Origin of the sequence: Planotetraspora silvatica (assembly GCF_016863315.1) — a bacterium.
In the GTDB taxonomy this organism is placed as follows: domain Bacteria; phylum Actinomycetota; class Actinomycetes; order Streptosporangiales; family Streptosporangiaceae; genus Planotetraspora; species Planotetraspora silvatica.
In genome coordinates, this window is the sequence record NZ_BOOQ01000002.1 from 502,942 (window position 1) to 523,297 (window position 20,356).

The window sequence follows — 20,356 nt, forward strand, 5'->3', positions numbered from 1 at the left end:
CTGTGAACTCAGTCGCCGCTCAGTCGTTGAGGTGCTGACGGAGGTAGGACTCCACCTGGTCGAGGGACACCCGCTCCTGGGCCATGGTGTCGCGCTCGCGGATCGTCACGGCCTGGTCCTCCAGGGTGTCGAAGTCGACCGTGATCGCGAACGGCGTGCCGATCTCGTCCTGGCGGCGGTAACGGCGGCCGATGGCGCCGGCGTCGTCGAAGTCCACGTTCCACCGGCGGCGCAACTGCGCGGCCAGGTCGCGGGCCATGGGCGACAGGTCCGCGTTGCGCGACAGCGGCAGCACGGCCACCTTGACCGGCGCGAGCCGGTGGTCGAGGCGCATGACCGTGCGCTGCTCCATGACGCCCTTCGCGTTCGGCGCCTCGTCGACGGTGTAGGCGTCGAGGAGGAACGTCAGCGTGGCCCGGTCCACACCGGCCGCGGGCTCGATGACGTACGGCACGTAACGGTCGCCGGACTCCTGGTCGAAGAAGGACAACTCCGTCCCGGAGGCCCCGGCGTGCGTGGTGAGGTCGAAGTCGGTGCGGTTGGCGATGCCCTCGAGCTCGCCCCACTCGGTGCCGGTGAAGTTGAACCGGTACTCGATGTCGACGGTCCGCTTGGAGTAGTGCGCGAGCTTGGTGTGCTCGAAGAGGCGCAGGTTGTCCTTGCTGATGCCCAGGTCGACGTACCACCGCAGGCGCTCGTCGATCCAGTACTGGTGCCACTCCTCGTCGGTGCCCGGCTTGACGAAGAACTCCATCTCCATCTGCTCGAACTCGCGGGTGCGGAAGATGAAGTTGCCCGGCGTGATCTCGTTGCGGAACGACTTGCCGATCTGGCCGATGCCGAACGGGATCTTCTTGCGCGCCGACTGCTGCACGTTGAGGTAGTTGATGAAGATGCCCTGCGCGGTCTCCGGGCGGAGGTAGGCCAGGCCGGACTCGTCCTCGACCGGGCCCAGGTAGGTCTTCAGCAGGCCGCTGAACTGGCGGGGATCGGTGAACGCGCCCTTGGTGCCGCAGTTCGCGCAGGTGATGTCGGCCAGGCCGTTCTCCGGCTCCTTGCCGCCGTGCTTCTCGGCGTACGCCTCGATCAGATGGTCGGCGCGGTACCGCTTGTGGCAGGACTGGCACTCCGTCAGCGGGTCGGTGAACTCCTTGACGTGGCCGCTGGCCTCCCAGACCTCGCGGGCGAGGATCACCGAGGAGTCGAGGCCGACGACGTCGTCGCGGCCCTGCACGACGGACTTCCACCACTCGCGCTTGACGTTGTTCTTGAGCTCGACACCCAGGGGACCGTAGTCCCACGACGCCTTCAGACCCCCGTAGATCTCGCTCGACGGGAAGACCAGCCCACGCCGTTTGGCGAGGCTGACGATCGTTTCCAAGACGTCGGTGCGACGTGCCATCAGTGGAGCTCCATCCGGCTGGGTGTCGGCCCTGAGATCGGGTTCGGGTGGATCGGGCGCTCCGGCGGGATCCCACGCCGGAGGCGGCCGGAGACTCCGGCACCTGCCCTGATCCGTCATCAAGCTTAGGGGAATCCCCCGGCGGCTCGCTCAGGCGTTGCCCACAGTCCCTTCACGACTACGGTCGGAAACACCAGGCCGCCCGTCCACGATCTCGAAGGCGCTCGGCTCGTTGATCATGAGGATCATGAGCGGGTACATGGCCATGCGGGCGGCCGACAGCGCCCTGCGGTAGAAGCCGGCGCCCTCCCACTCGGTGACCAGCGCCCACAACACGGGCTCGTCGACGGACCTGCCGACCTGCCCGCGCACGTAACCGGGCTGGGCCGCCAGCACGTCGAGGATCTCGCGGGCGTGCGCGGCGAACTCCTCGGTCTGGGCATCGGGAACCGAGTAGCGGATCAGGGCGAGCATGCCGCCCAGGATGCCATCCGCACGTGGCGGCGCGCGGAGCCGGGCCGGGAATGGCTAGGCTCGGGCACGTGGGAAGCGAATCCGATCCGACGCGCGGCACCCCGGCTCCGGGCCGCAGGGTGCCGAGCCATCCCCTGGCGCGCAAGCCCGTTCCGGGAACCGGGCCGGCGCGACCGGTGAAGCGCCCGCTGCCGGCGGGCGAGCAGTTCTTCACGCCGGGGGCGACCGGCCTCAGGCGCGCGATCGAGCTCAAGAGCGCGACTCCGCTGGTGTTCCTGTTCCAGCTGCCGCGCTGGGTCATGCCTGTCGTGCTGGTGGTGCTGCTGCTGGTGGGCCTGGCGGTGGCCGACTGGCGCGGCGGCGTCGCCCTGCTCCCCGTGCTGGCCTTCGTGGCCTGGCTCGCCTACATGTCCTGGCCGTCGCTGGAGTTGCGCGGCCGCCTGCTGCGCGTGGCGGTGCTGGCCTTCCTCGTCCTGTTCGCCGTCACCCGCTTCGGCCTCCTCTGAGCCCGGCGCAGGCGTGTACGTGCGGCTTCGGCACGTGCGGATCATGTATGGTTCGCGATCGGCTCCAGGGTCGGTAGATTCGAAGTGCAAGCCGTACACAGGAGTCCCTCATGAGTAAGAGCCGCGACGCCGTTCACGAGATCCTCCGCCACAACACGGGGTTCCGGAGCGCTCAGGACGTGTTCACCGAGATGCGGGCCGACGGCGCCAAGATCGGCCTGACCACGGTGTACCGGGCCCTCCAGTCGCTCTGTGACGACGGGCGCGTCGACGTCCTGCGCAACGACGACGGCGAGTCCGTCTACCGGGCGTGCCAGAGCCAGGCTCACCACCACCATCTCGTCTGCCGCCACTGCGGGCGCACCGTCGAGGTCGCGGGGCCCGACGTCGAGCGCTGGGCCGAGGTGGTCGGGGCAGAGCACGGCTTCACTCAGATCACCCACACCGTCGAGGTCTTCGGCACCTGCGCCTCGTGCACGGCGGCCATGAGCGATTGATCGCGATGCACAGTCGCGACCGCAGAAGGAGGTGCCGTGCCGTTCAGCCATGACATGGTGTACTCGCTGTCCACCGTGGTCGACCTGATCAACACCTCGCCCGAGGCGGGTGAGCACGACGGGCTGGCCGACCTCGCGGACCTGGAGACCTTCGTACGGCTCCGCCAGGTCAGCGGGGTGGCGGCCCTGACCCGGCAGGACCTCGCCGAGGTGCTGGAGCTGCGGCAGGCCTTCCACAACGTCTTCACCGCCCCCGACCGCACGACGGCGGTCTCCCGGCTCAACACGCTGCTCGGCCGTACGAGGATCACACCGAGCCTCACCGAGCACGACGGCTTCCCGCTGCACGTCCACTACTTCGCGCCCGGCGCCTCGGTCGCCGAGCACCTGGCCGCCGACTGCGGCGTGGCCCTCGCCCACGTGCTGGTCGAGGACGAGTGGGAGCGGCTGCGCACCTGCGCCGCCCCCGACTGCTCCCATGTGTTCGTCGACGAGTCGCGCAACCGGTCCCGGGTCTACTGCGACAGCCGGACCTGCGGCAACCGCATCCACGTCGCCGCCTACCGGGCGCGCAGGCGGGCCTGACCCAGAGCGCTCCTCAGACCGCTCCTCAGACCGCGTTCGGTACGGCCCCGCCGTACCTTCTGTCGCGCTTGGCGTAGATCTCGCACGCCTGCCACAGGTCCCGGCGGTCGAAGTCGGGCCACAACTGGTTGAGGAAGACCATTTCGGCATAGGCGGACTGCCACAACATGAAGTTCGAGGTGCGCTGCTCTCCCGACGACCGCAGGAAGAGGTCGACCTCGGGGATCTCGGGCTCGTCGAGGTAGCGGGCGAAGGTCTTCTCCGACACCTTGGCGGGGTTGACCCTGCCCGCGGCGATGTCCTGCGCGAGCTTCACGGCCGCGTCGACGATCTCGGCCCGGCCGCCGTAGTTGACGCAGAACTGCAGGGTCAGCGTGGAGTTGCCCACGGTCATCCGCTCGGCGTCCTCGAGCTCCTTGATCACGCTCTTCCAGAGACGCCCCGGACGCCCGGCCCACCGGACCCGGACCCCCATCTCGTTCAGCTGGTCGCGCCGGCGGCGGATCACGTCGCGGTTGAAGCCCATGAGGAAGCGGACCTCGTCGGGCGAGCGCTTCCAGTTCTCCGTGGAGAAGGCGTATGTCGACAGGTAGGGGACGCCCAGTTCGATCGCGCCCTCGATGACGTCGAACAGCGACGCCTCGCCCATCTTGTGGCCCTCTGTCCTCGGCAACCCCCGTGACTTGGCCCATCGGCCGTTGCCGTCCATGACGATCGCGACATGGCGCGGCACGAGATCACGTGGGATGGGAGGCGGAGTGGCACCTGACGGGTGCTGGGCAGGAGGACGGGCCATGTCACGAGCGTATTGGGTGTCAGACGCTCCTCATGCGCGCGAGATGTGCGGATTCTGTGCTGATTCCCACACTTCTCGCGTGCCTCGCTCCGCGTCGATCCGCGCCCTGTCCGCCTGGTCTCTCTCCACGTGGCGGAGCGACCGGATCCCGTGCTCCAGGTGCCACTGGAGGTAGGCGGCGACCAGGCCGCTGCACTCGGTGCGGTTACGGGACTCGGAGGCGTCCGCCGCCTGCCAGTCGCCGCGCAGCAGCGCGATCATCAGTGCGATCGTCTCGGCCGACGGCACGGCCGCTCCCGCGGGGCGGCACGCGCCGCACACCACCCCGCCCGCCGCGATCGCGAAGGCGCGGACGGCCTCCGCCCCGCACCGGGCGCACTCCGACAGCGCGGGGGCGTACCCGGCGACCGCGAGCGAGCGGAGGAAGTAGGCGTCGAGCACCAGGCGTGCCTCGTGCCCGCCCTCGACGAGCGTGCGCAGCCCTCCCACGAGCAGCAGGAACTGGCGCAGCGCCGGCTCCTTCTCCCCCACGGTCAGCCGGTCGGCCGTCTCGAGCATCGCCGTGCCGGCGGTGTAGCGGGGATAGTCGGAGACCAGCGCCTCGCCGTACGGGCGGAGGGTCTCGACCTGGGTGATCACATCGAGCGACCTGCCGGTGTGCAGTTGCAGGTCGATGTGGGAGAACGGCTCAAGCCTGGCGCCGAACCGGGACATCGTCTTGCGCACGCCCTTGGCCACGCCCCGGACCTTGCCTGTCCGTTTGGTGAGGATCGTGATGATGCGGTCGGCCTCACCCAGCTTCTGGGTCCGCAGCACGACGCCTTCATCCCGATAGAGGCTCACCCCGCAATGGTAGGAGAGCCAGGGCGTATCCGGGCGTTCACCGTCCGGTAAGGCCATCCCAGAGACCAGAAATGGTGAAATTTCGGTAAGGATCCGGCGACGACAACCGGGTGAATAGCCTTGTCAAGCTGGACATCAGGTGTACATACGGTAAACCTGGGACGCGACGGCTTCACCGAAAGGTCACTAAGCTTTGACCTCCGGCGGAACTCCCCCGCGCCGGACAAGCCGCCCACGGCCTGATCCCCCCGCCATGTGAAAGGGTGCCATGACCCGCGTGGTCCTGCTGGGCTCGCCGCCCGGCCCGATCGGTTCTCCCCTGCCAGGCGGCCAGCGTGTCCCCGCCACGGACATCTCGCTGGCGTCCCAGCCCGGAGCGCCCACGGTGTACGGCAGGCTCCTGGAACAGCTCACCGCGCTGGACCCGCAGCCGACGACGATCGCCAGACCCGGCGACGCCCCGGCATACCGGGCGCACGCGGGGCAGGTCGTGGAAAGCCGGGATCTGGCAGGGGATCTGCGCGCACTGGCCGACGTGGCCGAGGGCGCCACGGAGAACATGCTGATCATGCCGGCCGACTCCATGGCCCACGACGAGCTGATCTACCAGCTGACCAAGGCCAAGCGCGCCGCCATCGCCCTGATCGTCCTGGATCCCGAGAGCGCCGCGGAGGAGCCCTCCCCCGGCGAGGCCCGCCCCGAGATCGGCGGCGAGGTCCTGGAGGGCCTGCCGATGCGCACACGCGTCGGCCTCGGCCGGGTCATCTCCGTCGGCACGGCCTACCACGCCGTCACCCGGCCGAACGCCGCGCTCCTCGGCCCGCTGCACCTGCACCTGCGGCACACCGCCCTCCTCGCCGAGACCGCCCGCGAGCTCGCCGACCTGGCCCACCTGTTCGGGCCCGAGGACGACGTCACCGAACTGCTCGTGCTCGGCCTGGTCCGCAGGGGCGTCTCCGTCGGCCTCTACGAGCGGGCCGGCGAGTTCTACGCCCGTGTCCGCGACCAGCGGGAGGCCGACGAGGCCCAGGTGGCCATGGCCGGCTACGACGAGGACCGGGTCCGCCTCGACAACGCGGTGAAGGGCGCCGACGGCTTCTTCACCACGTTCTTCGTCAGCACCTACTCGCGGTTCATCGCCCGGTGGGCGGCCCGCAGGGGGATGACGCCCAACCAGGTCACCCTGATCTCGATCGCCCTGGGGTTGTTGTCGGCGGGCGCCTTCGCCACCGGCACCCGATGGGGCGCGGTCGCCGGCGCGGTGCTGATCTACTTCGCGTTCGTCTTCGACTGCGTCGACGGCCAGGTCGCCAGATACGCCCGGAAGTTCGGCGTCCTCGGCGCCTGGCTGGACGCCACCTTCGACCGGTTCAAGGAATACGCCGTCTTCGTCGGCCTGGCGGCCGGAGCCACCGTGTCGGGCAGGTTCGGCGACGGCGAGGGCGTGTGGACGCTGGCGCTGGTCGCGCTCGCCCTGCAGTCCGGACGGCACCTGCTCGACTTCTCCTTCGGCGCGGCGAACCGGCGCAAGCCTCCGGCGCCGCTGCCCACCCTCGAGCTGAAGGTCGCCGACGACGTCAAGCTGCGCGAGGAGCTGGAACGGCGCAGCGCCGTCAAGCGCGGCGGCGTCGGCGGCCTGCTCAAGCTCTGGACCGACGCCGGCCGGTTCAGGTCCGTGCACTGGGCCAGAAAGATGATCGTGTTCCCCATCGGCGAGCGCTTCGCCGCCATCGCGATCACCGCCGCCCTGTTCGACCCCCGCGTCACCTTCCTCACCTTGCTCATCTGGGGCGGCGTGGCGGCCATCTACACCCTCACCGGACGTCTCCTGAGGTCACTCGCATGATCACCCAGCCGCATGTTCCCGCCATCGCCGCCGATCCCGAGGAGGAGCAGCGCCGCGTGCAGACCGAGCGGCTGCTCGCCTATCGCGACGACGGCCCCCTCGTCAGCGTGCTCAAGGGACGGGTCGGGCGTGGTCTGCCTCCCATCCCGTCGCTCCTCGTGGCGTTGCTCGCCATCGTGGCGCCGGCGGTCACGGGGACGCTGAGCGACGGCCCGATCCTGCTCGCCCCCGTGCTGGTGCTCGTCGTCCTGGTCGTGACGACCGGTTCGCGCGACCACCTGGGCCGGTTCGACTGGCTGGCCCCACCGCTGCTCCGCGCGGCGGAGTTCGTCACGATCATCCTTCTCGGGCTGGCCGAGGACACCCCCAAGTGGCTGCTCTTCGTGCTCATCTACATCGTCGGCTACCACACCTACGACACCGTCTACCGGACCCGGCAGGGCATCTGGCCCCCGGCGTGGCTCTTCATGGCGGGGCTCGGCTGGGAGGTCCGCCTCCTCATCCTGGGCGTGGGCGCGGCCATCGGGCAGCTCACCGTCGTGGCCGCGATCTTGACCGCGTACCTCCTCGTGCTGTTCTCGGTCGAGAGCGTGCTCAGCTGGGTGCGCCTCGACAAGGCCTCCGCACAGGCCAGGGCGGAGCAGGACCTCGAGCAGTCCCCTGAGGAAGCGGCGGAGGAGCTCACCGGCCGAGCCGACCGCAACTGAAGGGGCCGCACCGAGTCCGAAGAGGAGAGATGACTGTGGAAGAGCGCTTGCCCGTCGTAGGAGTGGTACTCGCGGGAGGCATCGGGCAGCGCGTCGGCCTGCGCACGCCCAAACAGCTGCTGAAGATCGCCGGGAAGCCGATCCTGGAGCACACGCTCGCCCTGTTCGACGGCGCGCCCGAGATCGACGAGATCCTCGTCGTCATGGCTCCGGGCCACACCGCCGAGGCCGAGAAGATGGTCGCCCGCCTCGGCAAGGGCGGCAAGGTCATCGAGGGCGGCGCCAGCCGTACGGAATCGACCTGGCGGGCCCTGCAGGAGCTCGGCGAGCGCGAGTGCAACATCCTGCTGCACGACGCCGTGCGTCCGTTGCTCGAGCAGCGGATCGTCACCGAGTGCGTCCGCGCGCTGGAGACCTACTCCGGCGTGGACGTCGCGATCCCGAGCGCCGACACGGTGGTGGTGGCGGAACCGACGCCGGACGGCGAGATCATCCGCGAAATCCCGGATCGGGCGCTCCTGCGGCGCGGCCAGACGCCGCAGTGCTTCCGGCTGTCGGCGATCCGCGAGGCGTACCAGCGGGCCTTCGCCGACCCCGAGTTCCTGCTCCACCCGCCGACGGACGACTGCGGGGTGATGTTGCGTTACCTGCCGGACGTGCCGATCGCCATCGTGCCCGGCAGCGAGCACAACATGAAGGTGACGCACCCGCTCGACGTCTACCTGGCCGACAAGCTCTTCCAGCTGGGCAGCGCCGGAGCTCCGGCCGCTTCGCCGGAGGCGCTGCGCGCCGGGCTCGACGGCAAGACGGTGGTGGTGTTCGGGGGCAGCTCCGGCATCGGCGCCGACGTCGCCGCGCTCGCCCGGGATCACGGGGCGAACGTCCACTGCTTCTCACGCACGCTGAACGGCGTCCGCGTCGAGGACTTCTCCTCGGTCGAGGCGGCGTTCGAGAAGGTGGGCGAGCCGATCGACTACGTCGTGAACACGGCGGGCGTGCTGCACACCGGCCGCCTCGCCGAACTCGACGACGCGACGGTGGCCGAGGCGATGAACATCAACTACCTCGGTCCGATCAACGTGGCGCGCGCCGCCATCCGCTATCTCAGCGTGAGCCGCGGACAACTGCTGCTCTACACCTCCTCCTCCTACACACGAGGCCGGGCGACCTACAGCCTGTACTCCTCGGCCAAGGCCGCCGTGGTCAACCTGACCCAGGCCCTGGCGGACGAGTGGACCGAGTTCGGGGTGCGCGTCAACTGCATCAATCCCGAGCGGACCAGCACCCCCATGCGCCTGCGCGCGTTCGGCGAGGAGCCGGAGGGCTCCCTGCTGACGTCACAGGCCGTCGCCGAGACATCCCTTGACGTGCTGGTCTCCGATCTCACAGGCCAGGTAATCGACGTCCGGATCCGCAGATAAGGGCCTTAATGCAAGCAAGATCGTGGCGCGGCCGCGCAACCATCGCCGCGTTATTCCTCTCCTACCCGTTGCTGATGGTCACCGCGCTGTGGCCGCTGCCCTGGGCGTTCGTCGTCGTCGCGCTCGTCTCCTACGCCGCGGACAACCAGACTCCGCGAGTGGCGCCGGCGCTCAACGACATCCTCAGCAAGGTGCACCTGGGGACCACCCTCCGCTTCGTGATCCGGGAGACCGCGACGCTCCTGCTGGCGGTGCGGGTCCTGGGGGCCGACTCCTCGTGGTTCATCGCGCTCGCGGCCGGGGTGTTCCTCCTGCACGGGGCGCGTTCGGTGCAGACCACGCTCGCGTTCCACCTCAACCGCTGGATCAACGTGCTGCCGGTGGTGACCCGCAACGTCGACCTGACGGCCCTGCGGATCCCGCCGCCGCCTCCCGCAGCGCTCGTCAGCTACAGGGGTGCGCGACTGCTCTACCTCGACATCCTGCCGGTGGGCGGCGCGGCCGTCGGCGTCGCGGCCGGCGTCCCCTGGCTCGGCGTCGCCGGCGCGGCACTCGCGCTCGCCGTCTGCGCCGGGGCCGTCGTGGCTCTGCTCCCCCATTTCAGGCGGGCCGCGGCGCTCCGCGACCGGGACCAGGTGATCGCGCATGTGGACGAGCAGGTCCGCGCCTACGACCCGGAGGTGGCCCTCTACTTCTCCGGGTCGCTCGACTCCGCGTACCAGGCCTCGATGTGGCTGAACACGCTGGCGCGCATCGACCGCCGGGCCATCGTCGTCCTGCGTGAGCGCGGCATGGTCGACAAGCTCGGCCCGACGACGCTGCCGGTGATCTGCATCCCCTCCGGTACCGACCTGATGAACTTCCGCGGCCTCGACTCCGTCCGCGTGACGCTGTTCGCCTCCAACGTCGGCAAGAACATCCACATGTTGCGACTCCCCGGCCACCTCAGCGTGTTCATCGGGCACGGCGACAGCGACAAGGAAGCCTCGTTCAACCCCTTCACCAAGGTCTACGACAAGGTCTGGGTGGCCGGACAGGCCGGCCGCGACCGCTACATCAAGGCGCAGGTCGGCGTGCGCGACGAGGACGTCGACGAGGTCGGCCGTCCGCAGTTGGCCGGGATCTCCACCACCCGTCCCGGCGGGCAGCAGCAGACCGTCCTGTACGCCCCCACCTGGGAGGGCTGGCAGGACGACCTGTTCCACACCTCGATCATCACGATGGGCCCCAAGATCGTGAAGGCACTGCTGAAGTCCGGCGTCCGGGTGATCTACAAACCCCACCCGTTGACCGGGCACCGCGACCCCGCCGCCGCGACGGGCCACAAGAAGATCATGTCGATGCTCGCCTCTGCCGGGGGGAAGCACAAGAGCGTCACGGGCCCGGAACCGCACCTCTATGAGTGCTTCAACGAGGCCGATCTGCTGATCAGCGACATCTCCAGCGTGGTGGCCGACTTCCTCGCCAGCGGCAAGCCGTACGTCGTGACGAACGTCGCCGGGCGTCCGGAGGAGGAGTTCAAGGAGCGCTATCCCAGCGCGGACGCCGCGTACCTCCTGGGGCCCGCCCTGCGCGAGCTGCCTGAGATCATCGCCGAGCTGGAGCGGCCCGAGGACACGATGGCGGGGGCGCGGCGCAAACTGAAGACCTACCTGCTCGGCCCCGACCAGCCGGACGCGATGACCCGTTTCAACACGGCCGTCAACGCCCTGTACGACCAGGCGACCGCGAAGGCCTCGAACCAGGCCTGAGGACTTCTGCCGGGGTGGCCACGCGCCATCCCGGCACCGGTCTCATGACGGGGTTGATCGCTCAGGAGGCGCGAGCCTCGAACAGGGCCCAGACGACCTTGCCTCCGCCGCCTCCGCCGCTGTTTCCGTCTCCGATGAGGATCCATCCCCAGGTGGCGGTCAGCGCTTCGACCAGGTGGAGGCCCCGCCCGGTCTCGGACAGGTCGCCGCCCGCGGCCGGAGCCGGGACGCGCTCACTCGAATCGCGGACGGCACAGCCGATATGAAACCGGTGGTTCACCAGCCGGAGCTGGATGGGCGGCCCGGCCGCCACATCGGCGCGGGCGTGCCTGAGGGCGTTGGTGACCAGTTCGGACACCACGAGTTGTGCGTCGTCGATGAGGCAGGGAAATCCCCACTCGTCCAACGTCACCGCGGTGAAGTCACGGGCGGCGGCCGCCGAGGTCACCCTCCCCTGGAGGGTGCACGTGGCCGACAGCGGAACCGGAGGCGGGACGGGCAGGTCGGCGACGTCGTCCCGTTCGAACATCGAGGTCAACCATGGAGGCGCCGCCGCGGCTCCAGGGCCTGCCAGATCTGCGGTCATCGCCAATCCCTCAGGTCGTCACCTACTACATGATGTGATTAACCCTGTCGCGCTGTATCTTGCCCTGTACCTTGCGTGTGCAAGCACGCGTGCACGTGCAAATGTTGCCAGTCGGCGATTTTCCCCTGAGCCGCCCGAAACCCCTCCAGCCGACCTGCATCAGGTGTCAGCGAGGGCGGTGAAGAACGCCTGACAGGTTTCGGTGAAGGCGCTCGCCCTGGCGGTCGGCCGGACTCCGCGCACGGACGCCAGCACGACGTCGAGCGGCGGCACGTCATCGCTGATCGGCACGCTGACGACGTGTCCCCCCTCGTAGGTCTGGTCGGTCAAGGCCCGCTGGTTGAGTATCGAGTAGCCGTGCCCGCCCGCCACCAGCGAACGCGCCGTCTCATAGCTCGAGGTGCGGAACCGAACCCGCGGCTCGGCGGTGTACAGCGCGCGGAAGTAGTCGCGGCTGCGCGGCAGATCGAGCAGGATCATGGGCTCGGCCGCCAGGTCGGCGAGCGACACCGCCTCGGCTCCGGCGAGCGGATGGCCCGGCGCCAGCAGCACGTACGGCCTGGCCTGGGTCAGCGGCTGGACATCGAGGTCCAGAGCGAGATCGATCGCGTAGACGAGGGCCACCTCGCACCGGCCGTCGAGCAGGGCGCTCTCCATCGCGGAGACCTCCCCCTCGGCCACGGTGACCCGCACCCCCGGATGGCGCGCGGAGAACTCCCGCAACAGCCGTGACAGGTAGAAGGGAGCGAGGGTCGTGACGCACCCGATGGCGAGCTCGCCCGTGAGCGAGCCCGCCAGCCCTCGGGCGGACGCGGCGAGCGCCGCCGCGTGGGAGAGGAACTCACGCGCCTCTACGAGGAACCGCTCGCCGGAGCGGGTCAGCGACAACCCTCTGGCGTGATGGCGGATCAGGAGCTGCACGCCGAGCTCGCGCTCGACCTGGGCGATGGCGGCGGAGATCGCCGACTGCGCCACCATCAGCTCCCTGCTGGCAGCGGTCATGCTGCCGAGCTCGGCCGCCGTTACGAAGTAACGCAGCTGGACGAGGGTGAAATTGACGTCCGCCACGCAACCCATTGTGACCGCCGCAGTCCTTCCCGACTCCGGAACCCCCAGGTGCGCGGCCACGAATTGCCTGAACCGTTCCAGCCTTTGATCAGGTGTTTTCCCTTTGGAACACCTTCGTGCCGATCGTGAACCCCACGCCGACGAACACCAGCGTCACCAGGACTCCCCACAGCACCGTGGGTGACGCGTACGAGCCGGCGAACAACGCGCGGAGCGCCTCGACGGCGTAACGGAAGGGAGTGAACCTGGACACCACGTCGAGCCACGCCGGGGCGAGGGACATGGGAAGCAGCGCGCCGGAGAGCAACATCAGCGGGATCACCAGCGTCGACATGAGCGGGGCGAAGAGCTCCTGCCTGATCGTCAGCGCGGCCGCGTACGACAGCGCGGCCATCCCGACGGAGAGCACCGTGAGCAGCAACAGGCCGAGCAGCACACCCGTGAGCCGCGCGTGCAGCCCGAGCGCGTAGCCGAGCGCGATGATCACCATGGCTTGGATCAGCAGGACGAGGCTGTCCTTGAGCACCCGCCCGAACAGCAGCGTCGATCGGCGGGCCGGTGTGACCCGCAGACGTTCGAGGACCCCGAACCGCTGGTCGAAGACGATGCCGAAGCCGACCAGCCCCGAACTCATCAGGCCGAGCTGGATGAGCAGACCGGGCACGAGCGTGTCCCAGGAGCCGACGCCGCTGCGGGAGAACAGCGGGCCGAAGATCACGAGATAGAACACCGGCTGAACCGCGCCGAAGACGACGGCGAACTTGCTCTTGAAGCTCGCACGCAGGTAATAGCCCGTCAGGGCGGCGAGAGCGGTCACGCCGCGGCCCCCTCGCGAAGCTCGTGACCGGTGACCGAGAGGAAGACCTCGTCGAGCGTGCCCGCGTGGTGGGCGGCCTTGAGCTCGGCCGGTGTGCCCGACGCCACGATCCGCCCCTGATCGATGATGAGGATCCGATCGCACAGGGCGTCGGCCTCCTCCAGGTAGTGCGTCGTCAGGAAGACCGTCATCCCGGCCTCCTCGCGCAACCGGCGGACATGGCCCCACAGGTTCGTACGGCTCTGCGGATCGAGCCCGGTGGTCGGCTCGTCGAGGAAGAGCAACTCGGGCCGGTGAAGCAGCCCCATGGCGATGTCCACCCGGCGCTTCTGACCACCCGAGAGCGATCCGGCGAGCCGCTTGTCCACGCCCGTCAGGTCGAGTTCGGCCAGGAGCCGGGTCACCCGGTCGCGGGCGTCCGCCCGGATCAGGCCGTACAGGCGGGCCTGGAGCACGAGTTCCTCTCCCACCTCGGAGAACGGGCCGACGGTGCCGCCCTGGGCGACGTAGCCGATCCGCCGCCGGACCCCCGCGGGGTCGGCGAACAGGTCGTGGCCCGCGACGGTGGCGGTGCCCGACGTGGGGCGCAACAGCGTGGTGAGCATGCGAAGTGTCGTTGTCTTGCCGGCGCCGTTGGGGCCGACAAAGCCGACGATCTCCCCCTTGGCGACGTCGATGTCGACGCCCCGGACCGCTTCGACGGAATCGAAGGATCTGGTGAGCCCTCTGACTTGAATCATGTTTCTTAGAGTAACATCAATTTTGGAGTCACTTAAAAATTGCGTCGTCTACTAGAATCCGCCTCATGGAAGAGGGACTGCGAGAGCGGAAGAAGCGGGAGACCCGCCAGCGGATCGCCGACATCGCCATGGGCCTGTTCCTGCAGCGCGGGTTCGACAACGTCACGGTCGCCGAGGTGGCCAGGGCCGCGGACGTGTCCGTGAACACCGTCTTCAACTACTTCCAGACGAAGGAGGACCTGTTCCTCGACCGCAGCGACGAGGTCGAGAGCCTGCCGAGACGGGTCATCGAGGAGCGGCGCCCCGGAGAGTCGGCGGTCCAGGCCGTACGGCGTGACTTCTTCGACGCGCTCGACACCGGCGACTGGCGATACGGGATCCACGAGGGCAGCGACCTGTTCGCGCGGCGGGTCCGGGAGAGCCAGTCCCTGTCCGCGCGCCTCACCGTGCTGGACTACAACCGGGAGGAGCAGTTCGCCCGGGCGCTCGCCGACGCGGTGGACGCCGACCCGGACGACCTCACTCCGTGGCTGGTGGCGGCCCAGATGAATTCCGTCCTCCGTACCCTGACCAGGCGTTTCACGATCCGGCGGATGGCCGGCGAGGACATGGACCGGGTCGTGGAGGGCATCCGGCTGGACGCCACACTGGCCTTCGACCAACTGGAGTACGGCGTGGGCGACTACGCCCGGCGACAGGCCGATACCGGCACCCCGGTCGTCACCGACCGGGTCCAGACCTGAGCCGTACCCCACGGCCGCGAGCACGGGACAGGACGTAGAAATCAGGACACGGGAATCGGGGACCCACGCGGGCGCCGTGCCGGGCTCGGCGCCCGGTATACAGGTCCACGTGAAGTTGGACGAGCTGGATCGCACCATCATCCGGGCCCTGGTCGAGGATGCCCGTTCTACATATGCCGAAATAGGCGCTCAAGTTGGGTTGTCCGCTCCGGCGGTCAAGCGGCGGGTCGACCGGCTCGTCGCCACCGGCGCGATCACGGGATTCAGCGCGAGGATCGAGCCGTCGGCCCTCGGCTGGACGACCGAGGCCTACGTCGAACTGTTCTGCCGGGGGAAGACCTCTCCCGCCGAGATCGGGGCCGCTGTCGCCGTGCATCCGGAGGTCATCTCGGCCTGCACCGTGACCGGCGAGGCCGACGCCCTTCTGCACATCCGCGCGACCGATGTGCGGGACGTGGAACGCATCATCGAGCGCCTGGCCGCCGAGCCGTTCGTCGTGCGGACCAAGAGCGCCATCGTGCTTTCCCGGCTGGTTAACGGATCACCGCAAACAGGCTGAAGGACGCAACCAATCCACGCCAAGGCGCAACGCGCACCGATTGGCCTGGTCTTTCGGCGTTCTTACGCTAAGGGGACCGCTGACCGGTTTTCCGCATGGAGTCCTGAATGACCACACCTTTGGCCGTGACGACGCGTAGTGAACGAGCCGGTACGGCACGGCACTACCTGATGTGCCGACCCGAGTTCTTCGCCGTCTCGTACGCCATCAACCCGTGGATGGACCCCCTGGCGGGGGCCGACACCGCGACCGCCGTCCGGCAGTGGGAGGGCCTCCGGGAGGCCTACGAGAGCCTGGGGCACACGGTCAGCCTGATCGACCCGATCGCGGGCCTGCCCGACATGGTGTTCGCCGCCAACGGGGCCCTGGTCGTCGACGGACGCGTCTACGGCGCCCGGTTCACCCACCCGGAGCGGGCGGCGGAAGGTCCCGCCTACCTGCGGTGGTTCGCGGACCGCGGCTACGAGACGATGGAAGCGTCGTTCACCAACGAGGGTGAGGGCGACTATCTGACGCTCGACGAGATGATCTTGGCGGGGACCGGCTTCCGCACCGACGTGGCCGCGCACATGGAGGCCCAAGAGTTCCTCGGCCGCCCGGTGGTCACGCTCCGGCTGGTCGACCCGCGGTTCTACCACCTCGACACGGCGCTGTTCCCCCTCGACGGACACAACGTGGCCTACTACCCCGAGGCGTTCTCCTCGGGCAGCCAGAAGGTGCTCCAGCGATTGTTCCCCGACGCCGTCATCGCCACGGCCGCCGACGCGGAGGTCCTCGGTCTCAACGCGGTCAGCGACGGACGGCACATCGTCGTGAACGCAGAGGCCAAGGAGCTGTCGCTGGAACTCGAGACCCGGGGTTACGAAGTCGTCCCCGTCGACCTGAGCGAGCTGCGCAAGGCCGGCGGCGGCCCGAAGTGCTGCACCCTGGAGATCCGCCGATGAACGCCCCGACGAATGCGCCGTCGAACGTGCCGTCGAATGTGCCCCTGAGCACCGAGGACCTCATCCGGCTCGGCGAGAGCCGCAGTGCGCACAACTACCACCCGCTGCCCGTCGTCATCCGGTCGGCGGAGGGCGCCTGGGTGACCGACGTGGACGGGAAGCGTTATCTCGACTGCCTCGCCGGCTACTCGTCGCTGAACTTCGGCCACGGCAACCCGGCGATCATCGCCGCCGCCCGTGAGCAGCTCGACCGGCTGACGCTCACCAGCCGGGCCTTCCTGCACGACCAGTTCGCGACGTTCGTCTCCGGCCTCGCCGACCTGTGCGGCAAGGACATGGTCCTGCCCATGAACACCGGCGCCGAGGCCGTGGAGACCGCGATCAAGGTCGCCCGCAAGTGGGGCTACGAGGTCAAGGGCGTACCCGCCGACCAGGCGAACATCATCGTCATGGAGGACAACTTCCACGGCCGTACGACGACGATCGTCGGCTTCTCCACCGACCCGGACGCGCGGGGCGGTTTCGGCCCCTTCACGCCCGGCTTCCGGATCGTGAAGTACGGCTCGGCCGAAGCGATCAGGGAGGCCGTCGACGAGAACACGGTGGCCGTCCTCATCGAGCCCATCCAGGGTGAGGCAGGCGTGCTCGTGCCGCCGGACGGCTACCTGACGGCGGTCCGCGAGATCTGCTCGGAGAACGACGTCCTGTTCATCGCCGACGAGATCCAGTCGGGCCTCGGCCGTACAGGCGACACCTTCGCCTGCGACCACGAAGGGGTCGTCCCGGACATGTACGTCCTCGGGAAGGCGCTGGGGGGCGGCGTCGTCCCCGTCTCCGCGGTCGCGGCGAACGCCGACATCCTGGGAGTGCTCAAGCCGGGTCAGCACGGCTCGACGTTCGGCGGCAACCCCCTGGCATGCGCGGTCGGCAACGCCGTCATCACGCTGTTGAACACCGGGGTGTACCAGACCAGGGCACGTGATCTCGGTGCGTTCCTCCACACGCGGCTGCGTGAGCTGATCGCCCCGGATGCGGACGGACGCACACCCGTGCTGGCCGTGCGCGGTCGCGGGCTGTGGGCGGGTGTCGACATCGACCCCTCTCTCGCCACCGGCCGCGAGGTCAGCGAGGCGCTCATGCGCCGGGGCGTGCTCGCCAAGGACACCCATGGCTCCACGATCCGGCTCGCCCCACCCATCGTCGTCACGGAAGAGGACCTCGGCTGGGCCGTCGACCAGCTCGCCGCCGTGCTGTCCGAGTTCGCGAGTCGCTAGATCACTGGCAGGCGGACCCAGTTACGGGTGACGTGCGACCGCCCTCGTCGGCATGGGCCCGACGGGGGCGGTCGCGCGCCGGTGTGAAGGCCGGGCCGCCGGGTCAGGTGCGCTGAGCGGCGACCTGCTCCAGCCAGCGCCGGGTGCGGCGGCGGCTGGTCAAGCGAATCACCGTGGCGTGTCCACCATGCTCGTGGATCTTGGTGAGGACCTGTGGGCGCATCCGGCGCCGGTAGGTCGCCACGTAGCGCAGCACGGCCACGTTGATGCGGTTGTAGACCCCCGCGGAGTGCTGGCCGGCGCCATGCCGGAACTGCCGGGAGACGATCCCCCACAGGGCCGCCCAGGTCGGCACATCCATGAAGACCACGGTGTCGCAGGCATCCAGCCGTACCCGGAGTGTGGAGTTGTAGTTCCCGTCGACCACCCAGCTCCGTGCGGCCACGACTTCGCGCTGGGCCGCTTCGAATTTCCCGGGAGGCAGCGAATTCCACTCGTCGTCGAAGAAGATGCCGTCCAGGTGAGTCACCGGTGCGCCGAGCAGCCGGCCCAGTTCGCGTGCGACGTATGACTTGCCGCTGCCGCCGCAGCCCACGACGGCCACCCGGCGCATCTGCTGCATGGCGCTTCACGATAGTCGACGAGTCGTCAGGGCTGCCTGAAGCGTCGTTGCCCGACGGTCCGGTCATGGTGCGTTCGGCCCCCTCCCACCCGCTGATGCGCTGTCTTGAGTGTCGCGTGATCTGCTCGCACGCGAGGAAGGCGATCTACGGGTGGTGTAGCGCCGGCCGGTGTAGGTGTAGGCCCAGCGGTCTTTGCCTTCGCGGCGGCGTTGGTAGCGGTCGGGGTGGCGGTAGCGGTCGCGGTCGTGGAACTGGCAGGCCGGTCCGAGCAGGCGCAGGTCGGTCATGCCGCCGTCGACCCAGTTGTCGGCGTGGTCGATCTGGCACAGGGTCGCGGGGAGGGGGCAGCCGTCGATCCAGCAGGTGGCGTAGCGGGCGTAGACCGCTCTTCTCTGGGCTCCGGTGGCCAGCCGTACCGCACGGCCCATGTCCAGGACCTGTCCATCGGCGTCCATCACCATCCGGACCAGCGAGGAGGTGCGTGCCAGCCGGTTGATGTCGTCCTGGGACAGGAGTTGGCCGGTGGCCAGCAACAATCCCGGCACCGTCCACCCCAGCCCGGGCCGGCCGGGCACACTCCCCCAAGGTCCGCTGGGATCGGTCTGACCGCGTGCGGTCTGAGCAGCTCTGGCCTGAGCATCCGCAGCGTGTCCCGCCGCCTGACGGCCATACATGGCCTGTCCGCCTGCGGCCTGCCCAGCCGTGTGACGGCTTCTCGTGTCCTGTCTGCCCGCGGTCTGACCAGCCCTGTGATGGGCGCCGTCAGTCTGCCCGCTTACGGTCTGCCCGTTTGCGAGCTGGTCGGGCGTGATCTGGTTGGGCGTGATCTGGTCGCTCGTATGCCGGCTGTCGCCTTCGTCGAATTCGGGCTCGCGCCCCGGATGCCCGACGGTGGCCTTGTCGGCATGGTCGCCTTCACCGGCTTCATCTGCGTCGTTGCGGGCGGGGTGGTCTTTGGGGAGGGATTCGGCGTTGACCAGAACGAGTAGCTCAGTAGTGATCTTGTTTTCCAACAGCGCGATCAACGCATCGGCATTGCGGACCCGCAACGGGCGCTCATCACCCTCGACCCTGGGCTTGGCATAGGCGTCCAGCCATGTCCGCAACCGGGCCGCCGCCTCACGAGGAAGCCGGAACTCGCCCTCCAACCCACCAGAACCGGTCGGGCGGACCACCAAGAACCGGCGCCCATAATCATCATCTCCCTCCTTGCCCGCCTGGCCGGGATCCAGCAGTTCCCGCAAATACCAGCCCGCCTTGGCCACCTCGGCCGGGCTCGCCCGATCCGCCAGCCCCACCAAGATCGGCTCAGCGATCCCTGCCTGCTCATCAGTGAGCCCGCTCGTCGCCGCGCAGATCGCACTCACCTGCCCCTCCGACAAACTCCCCTCAGCGAACCGCACCCGCACCACCGGCAACCGAGCCAACTCTGTCGCCAACACAACCAGCCGCGACGCCGACCCCGAACTTGTCCCACACCCGCCCCGCAACCACATCCGGGTGCTGGCATGCCCCTGCGACCTGGCCGCACCCACCCGATGCGCCCACTCCACCCGGGCTGCGATCGCCGAGATCAACCGATCCCGCGCGAACACCAACTCCTGAACCTGCTCCAGACACCCCGCCACCGAACTCGGCAACCCCGCAAGCGCCAATCCCGAGGCCGTCTCGACGATTGCGGCCACCAAGACATCCGACTCGGCTGCCGCACCACCTGAGCCGACCGAACCGGCTGCGCCGGGTGCGTCGGGCGCGTCGCGCCCATCAGCGGATCCAGCGGAATCCGAGCGGGCCGAACCGGCTTCTGCTGAACCCGACGTCGACGTTCCGTTGCTCGCTGAACCTGAACCCGAGCCTGATCTCGGGCCCGGGTCCGAGGCCGAAGCCGGGTCCGGGTCCGGGTCCGAAGAGGAAGCCCGCGCTGCGCAGGGGCCCAAACCCCAGGAGGGCGACGCCGCTTCAGCCGACCCCGCGTTGGACGACCCCGCGTTGGACGACTCTGAGCTGGACGACTCTGAGCTGGACGACTCTGAGCTGGACGACTCTGAGCTGGACGACTCAGGGTGGGGTGACTCTGGGTCGAGTGACTCCGCACTGGGTGATTCCGGCCAGTCGGCATCCGGCAAAATCGAGTAGGGCCGCGATGCCCTCGGCTCGGAGAAGTCGTGCCACAC

20 protein-coding genes and 1 pseudogene are annotated in these 20,356 nt (G+C 69.0%); 11 read left to right on the forward strand and 10 right to left on the reverse strand.

What is annotated here, in order from left to right:
* Positions 1 to 19: 19 nt before the first annotated feature.
* Both Psi02_RS02580 and Psi02_RS02585 read right to left on the reverse strand, forming a co-directional pair.
* A complete protein-coding gene (locus tag Psi02_RS02580) occupies positions 20 to 1,402 on the reverse strand; it encodes a glycine--tRNA ligase (protein WP_203971328.1) in 1,383 nt (460 codons plus the stop codon).
* A 150-nt stretch (positions 1,403 to 1,552) separates the two neighbouring features.
* A complete protein-coding gene (locus Psi02_RS02585) occupies positions 1,553 to 1,876 on the reverse strand; it encodes an antibiotic biosynthesis monooxygenase family protein (protein WP_203971330.1) in 324 nt (107 codons plus the stop codon).
* A 68-nt stretch (positions 1,877 to 1,944) separates the two neighbouring features.
* On the opposite strand from Psi02_RS02585, the gene Psi02_RS02590 reads away from it, so the two are divergent.
* The 3 genes from Psi02_RS02590 (at position 1,945) to Psi02_RS02600 (ending at position 3,464) form a co-directional block, all read left to right on the forward strand.
* Positions 1,945 to 2,382, forward strand: coding sequence for a DUF6703 family protein (locus Psi02_RS02590; protein WP_239094542.1), 438 nt, complete (start codon positions 1,945 to 1,947; stop codon positions 2,380 to 2,382).
* Between the two features lie 110 nt (positions 2,383 to 2,492).
* Positions 2,493 to 2,879, forward strand: a complete 387-nt coding sequence (locus tag Psi02_RS02595; RefSeq protein WP_203971332.1) for a Fur family transcriptional regulator — start codon at positions 2,493 to 2,495, stop codon at positions 2,877 to 2,879.
* 36 nt (positions 2,880 to 2,915) lie between these two features.
* Complete coding sequence (locus tag Psi02_RS02600) at positions 2,916 to 3,464, forward strand: CGNR zinc finger domain-containing protein (protein ID WP_239094543.1); 549 nt, start codon at positions 2,916 to 2,918, stop codon at positions 3,462 to 3,464.
* 25 nt (positions 3,465 to 3,489) lie between these two features.
* Here Psi02_RS02600 and Psi02_RS02605 read toward each other — a convergent pair whose 3' ends face one another.
* Positions 3,490 to 4,260 carry an isoprenyl transferase gene (locus tag Psi02_RS02605; RefSeq protein ID WP_203971334.1) on the reverse strand — a complete coding sequence of 257 codons (771 nt, stop codon included), beginning with the start codon at positions 4,258 to 4,260 and terminating at the stop codon, positions 3,490 to 3,492.
* Positions 4,261 to 4,290: 30 nt separating this feature from the next.
* Positions 4,291 to 5,103, reverse strand: coding sequence for a DNA repair protein RecO (recO, locus tag Psi02_RS02610; protein ID WP_203971336.1), 813 nt, complete (start codon positions 5,101 to 5,103; stop codon positions 4,291 to 4,293).
* A gap of 268 nt (positions 5,104 to 5,371) precedes the next feature.
* Here recO and Psi02_RS40620 point away from each other — a divergent pair, with 268 nt between their 5' ends.
* The 4 genes from Psi02_RS40620 to Psi02_RS02630 all read left to right on the forward strand — a co-directional run bounded on the left by Psi02_RS40620 (position 5,372) and on the right by Psi02_RS02630 (position 10,828).
* Positions 5,372 to 6,949 carry a CDP-alcohol phosphatidyltransferase family protein gene (locus tag Psi02_RS40620; RefSeq protein ID WP_203971338.1) on the forward strand — a complete coding sequence of 526 codons (1,578 nt, stop codon included), beginning with the start codon at positions 5,372 to 5,374 and terminating at the stop codon, positions 6,947 to 6,949.
* Positions 6,946 to 7,656: a DUF5941 domain-containing protein gene (locus Psi02_RS40625; protein WP_203971340.1), complete on the forward strand. Its 711-nt coding sequence runs from the start codon at positions 6,946 to 6,948 to the stop codon at positions 7,654 to 7,656. The genes Psi02_RS40620 and Psi02_RS40625 overlap by 4 nt, the downstream gene beginning before the upstream one ends.
* 29 nt (positions 7,657 to 7,685) lie before the next feature.
* Entirely contained in the window at positions 7,686 to 9,077 is a 1,392-nt protein-coding gene (locus tag Psi02_RS02625; RefSeq protein WP_203971342.1) for a bifunctional cytidylyltransferase/SDR family oxidoreductase, read from the forward strand.
* A gap of 74 nt (positions 9,078 to 9,151) precedes the next feature.
* Positions 9,152 to 10,828, forward strand: coding sequence for a CDP-glycerol glycerophosphotransferase family protein (locus Psi02_RS02630; protein ID WP_239094544.1), 1,677 nt, complete (start codon positions 9,152 to 9,154; stop codon positions 10,826 to 10,828).
* A gap of 61 nt (positions 10,829 to 10,889) precedes the next feature.
* Here the strand turns inward: Psi02_RS02630 and Psi02_RS02635 are convergent, their stop codons facing one another.
* The 4 genes and pseudogenes from Psi02_RS02635 to Psi02_RS02650 form a co-directional block, all read right to left on the reverse strand.
* Entirely contained in the window at positions 10,890 to 11,414 is a 525-nt protein-coding gene (locus Psi02_RS02635) for an ATP-binding protein (RefSeq protein ID WP_203971346.1), read from the reverse strand.
* A gap of 159 nt (positions 11,415 to 11,573) precedes the next feature.
* The gene (locus Psi02_RS02640) at positions 11,574 to 12,491 is read right to left on the reverse strand and encodes a LysR family transcriptional regulator (RefSeq protein WP_239094545.1); all 918 of its coding nucleotides are present in this window, start codon (positions 12,489 to 12,491) and stop codon (positions 11,574 to 11,576) included.
* Positions 12,492 to 12,570: 79 nt separating this feature from the next.
* On the reverse strand, positions 12,571 to 13,299 hold the full coding sequence (locus tag Psi02_RS02645; protein WP_203971350.1) for an ABC transporter permease: 729 nt from the start codon (positions 13,297 to 13,299) through the stop codon (positions 12,571 to 12,573).
* Between the two features lie 77 nt (positions 13,300 to 13,376).
* Positions 13,377 to 14,039 (reverse strand): annotated as a pseudogene (locus tag Psi02_RS02650) (ABC transporter ATP-binding protein); the annotation flags it as partial.
* A 65-nt stretch (positions 14,040 to 14,104) separates the two neighbouring features.
* On the opposite strand from Psi02_RS02650, the gene Psi02_RS02655 reads away from it, so the two are divergent.
* From Psi02_RS02655 to rocD, 4 genes are all read left to right on the forward strand, one after another.
* Positions 14,105 to 14,782, forward strand: a complete 678-nt coding sequence (locus Psi02_RS02655) for a TetR/AcrR family transcriptional regulator (RefSeq protein ID WP_203971354.1) — start codon at positions 14,105 to 14,107, stop codon at positions 14,780 to 14,782.
* Positions 14,783 to 14,891: 109 nt separating this feature from the next.
* On the forward strand, positions 14,892 to 15,341 hold the full coding sequence (locus Psi02_RS02660) for an Lrp/AsnC family transcriptional regulator (protein ID WP_203951179.1): 450 nt from the start codon (positions 14,892 to 14,894) through the stop codon (positions 15,339 to 15,341).
* A 107-nt stretch (positions 15,342 to 15,448) separates the two neighbouring features.
* Positions 15,449 to 16,285: a dimethylargininase gene (gene ddaH / locus Psi02_RS02665; RefSeq protein ID WP_239094546.1), complete on the forward strand. Its 837-nt coding sequence runs from the start codon at positions 15,449 to 15,451 to the stop codon at positions 16,283 to 16,285.
* Positions 16,282 to 17,559: an ornithine--oxo-acid transaminase gene (gene rocD / locus Psi02_RS02670; RefSeq protein ID WP_203971356.1), complete on the forward strand. Its 1,278-nt coding sequence runs from the start codon at positions 16,282 to 16,284 to the stop codon at positions 17,557 to 17,559. The genes ddaH and rocD overlap by 4 nt, the downstream gene beginning before the upstream one ends.
* A 103-nt stretch (positions 17,560 to 17,662) precedes the next feature.
* Here rocD and Psi02_RS02675 read toward each other — a convergent pair whose 3' ends face one another.
* Both Psi02_RS02675 and Psi02_RS02680 read right to left on the reverse strand, forming a co-directional pair.
* Positions 17,663 to 18,181 (reverse strand): P-loop NTPase family protein, encoded by a 519-nt coding sequence (locus Psi02_RS02675; protein ID WP_203971358.1) that lies wholly within the window; start codon positions 18,179 to 18,181, stop codon positions 17,663 to 17,665.
* A 63-nt stretch (positions 18,182 to 18,244) separates the two neighbouring features.
* The gene (locus Psi02_RS02680; RefSeq protein ID WP_203971360.1) at positions 18,245 to 19,867 is read right to left on the reverse strand and encodes an HNH endonuclease signature motif containing protein; all 1,623 of its coding nucleotides are present in this window, start codon (positions 19,865 to 19,867) and stop codon (positions 18,245 to 18,247) included.
* Positions 19,868 to 20,356 lie beyond the last annotated feature (489 nt).

Coding starts and splice junctions, on each gene's coding strand:
- Psi02_RS02625 (WP_203971342.1), top strand. CDS start 7,686: ATGACTGTGGAAGAGCGCTTGCCCGTCGTAGGAGTGGTACTCGCGGGA.
- Psi02_RS02675 (WP_203971358.1), bottom strand. CDS start 18,181: ATGCAGCAGATGCGCCGGGTGGCCGTCGTGGGCTGCGGCGGCAGCGGC.
- Psi02_RS02595 (WP_203971332.1), top strand. CDS start 2,493: ATGAGTAAGAGCCGCGACGCCGTTCACGAGATCCTCCGCCACAACACG.
- Psi02_RS02580 (WP_203971328.1), bottom strand. CDS start 1,402: ATGGCACGTCGCACCGACGTCTTGGAAACGATCGTCAGCCTCGCCAAA.
- Psi02_RS40620 (WP_203971338.1), top strand. CDS start 5,372: ATGACCCGCGTGGTCCTGCTGGGCTCGCCGCCCGGCCCGATCGGTTCT.
- Psi02_RS02605 (WP_203971334.1), bottom strand. CDS start 4,260: ATGGCCCGTCCTCCTGCCCAGCACCCGTCAGGTGCCACTCCGCCTCCC.
- Psi02_RS02630 (WP_239094544.1), top strand. CDS start 9,152: ATGGTCACCGCGCTGTGGCCGCTGCCCTGGGCGTTCGTCGTCGTCGCG.
- Psi02_RS02585 (WP_203971330.1), bottom strand. CDS start 1,876: ATGCTCGCCCTGATCCGCTACTCGGTTCCCGATGCCCAGACCGAGGAG.
- rocD (WP_203971356.1), top strand. CDS start 16,282: ATGAACGCCCCGACGAATGCGCCGTCGAACGTGCCGTCGAATGTGCCC.
- ddaH (WP_239094546.1), top strand. CDS start 15,449: ATGACCACACCTTTGGCCGTGACGACGCGTAGTGAACGAGCCGGTACG.
- Psi02_RS40625 (WP_203971340.1), top strand. CDS start 6,946: ATGATCACCCAGCCGCATGTTCCCGCCATCGCCGCCGATCCCGAGGAG.
- Psi02_RS02640 (WP_239094545.1), bottom strand. CDS start 12,491: ATGGGTTGCGTGGCGGACGTCAATTTCACCCTCGTCCAGCTGCGTTAC.
- Psi02_RS02655 (WP_203971354.1), top strand. CDS start 14,105: ATGGAAGAGGGACTGCGAGAGCGGAAGAAGCGGGAGACCCGCCAGCGG.
- Psi02_RS02635 (WP_203971346.1), bottom strand. CDS start 11,414: ATGACCGCAGATCTGGCAGGCCCTGGAGCCGCGGCGGCGCCTCCATGG.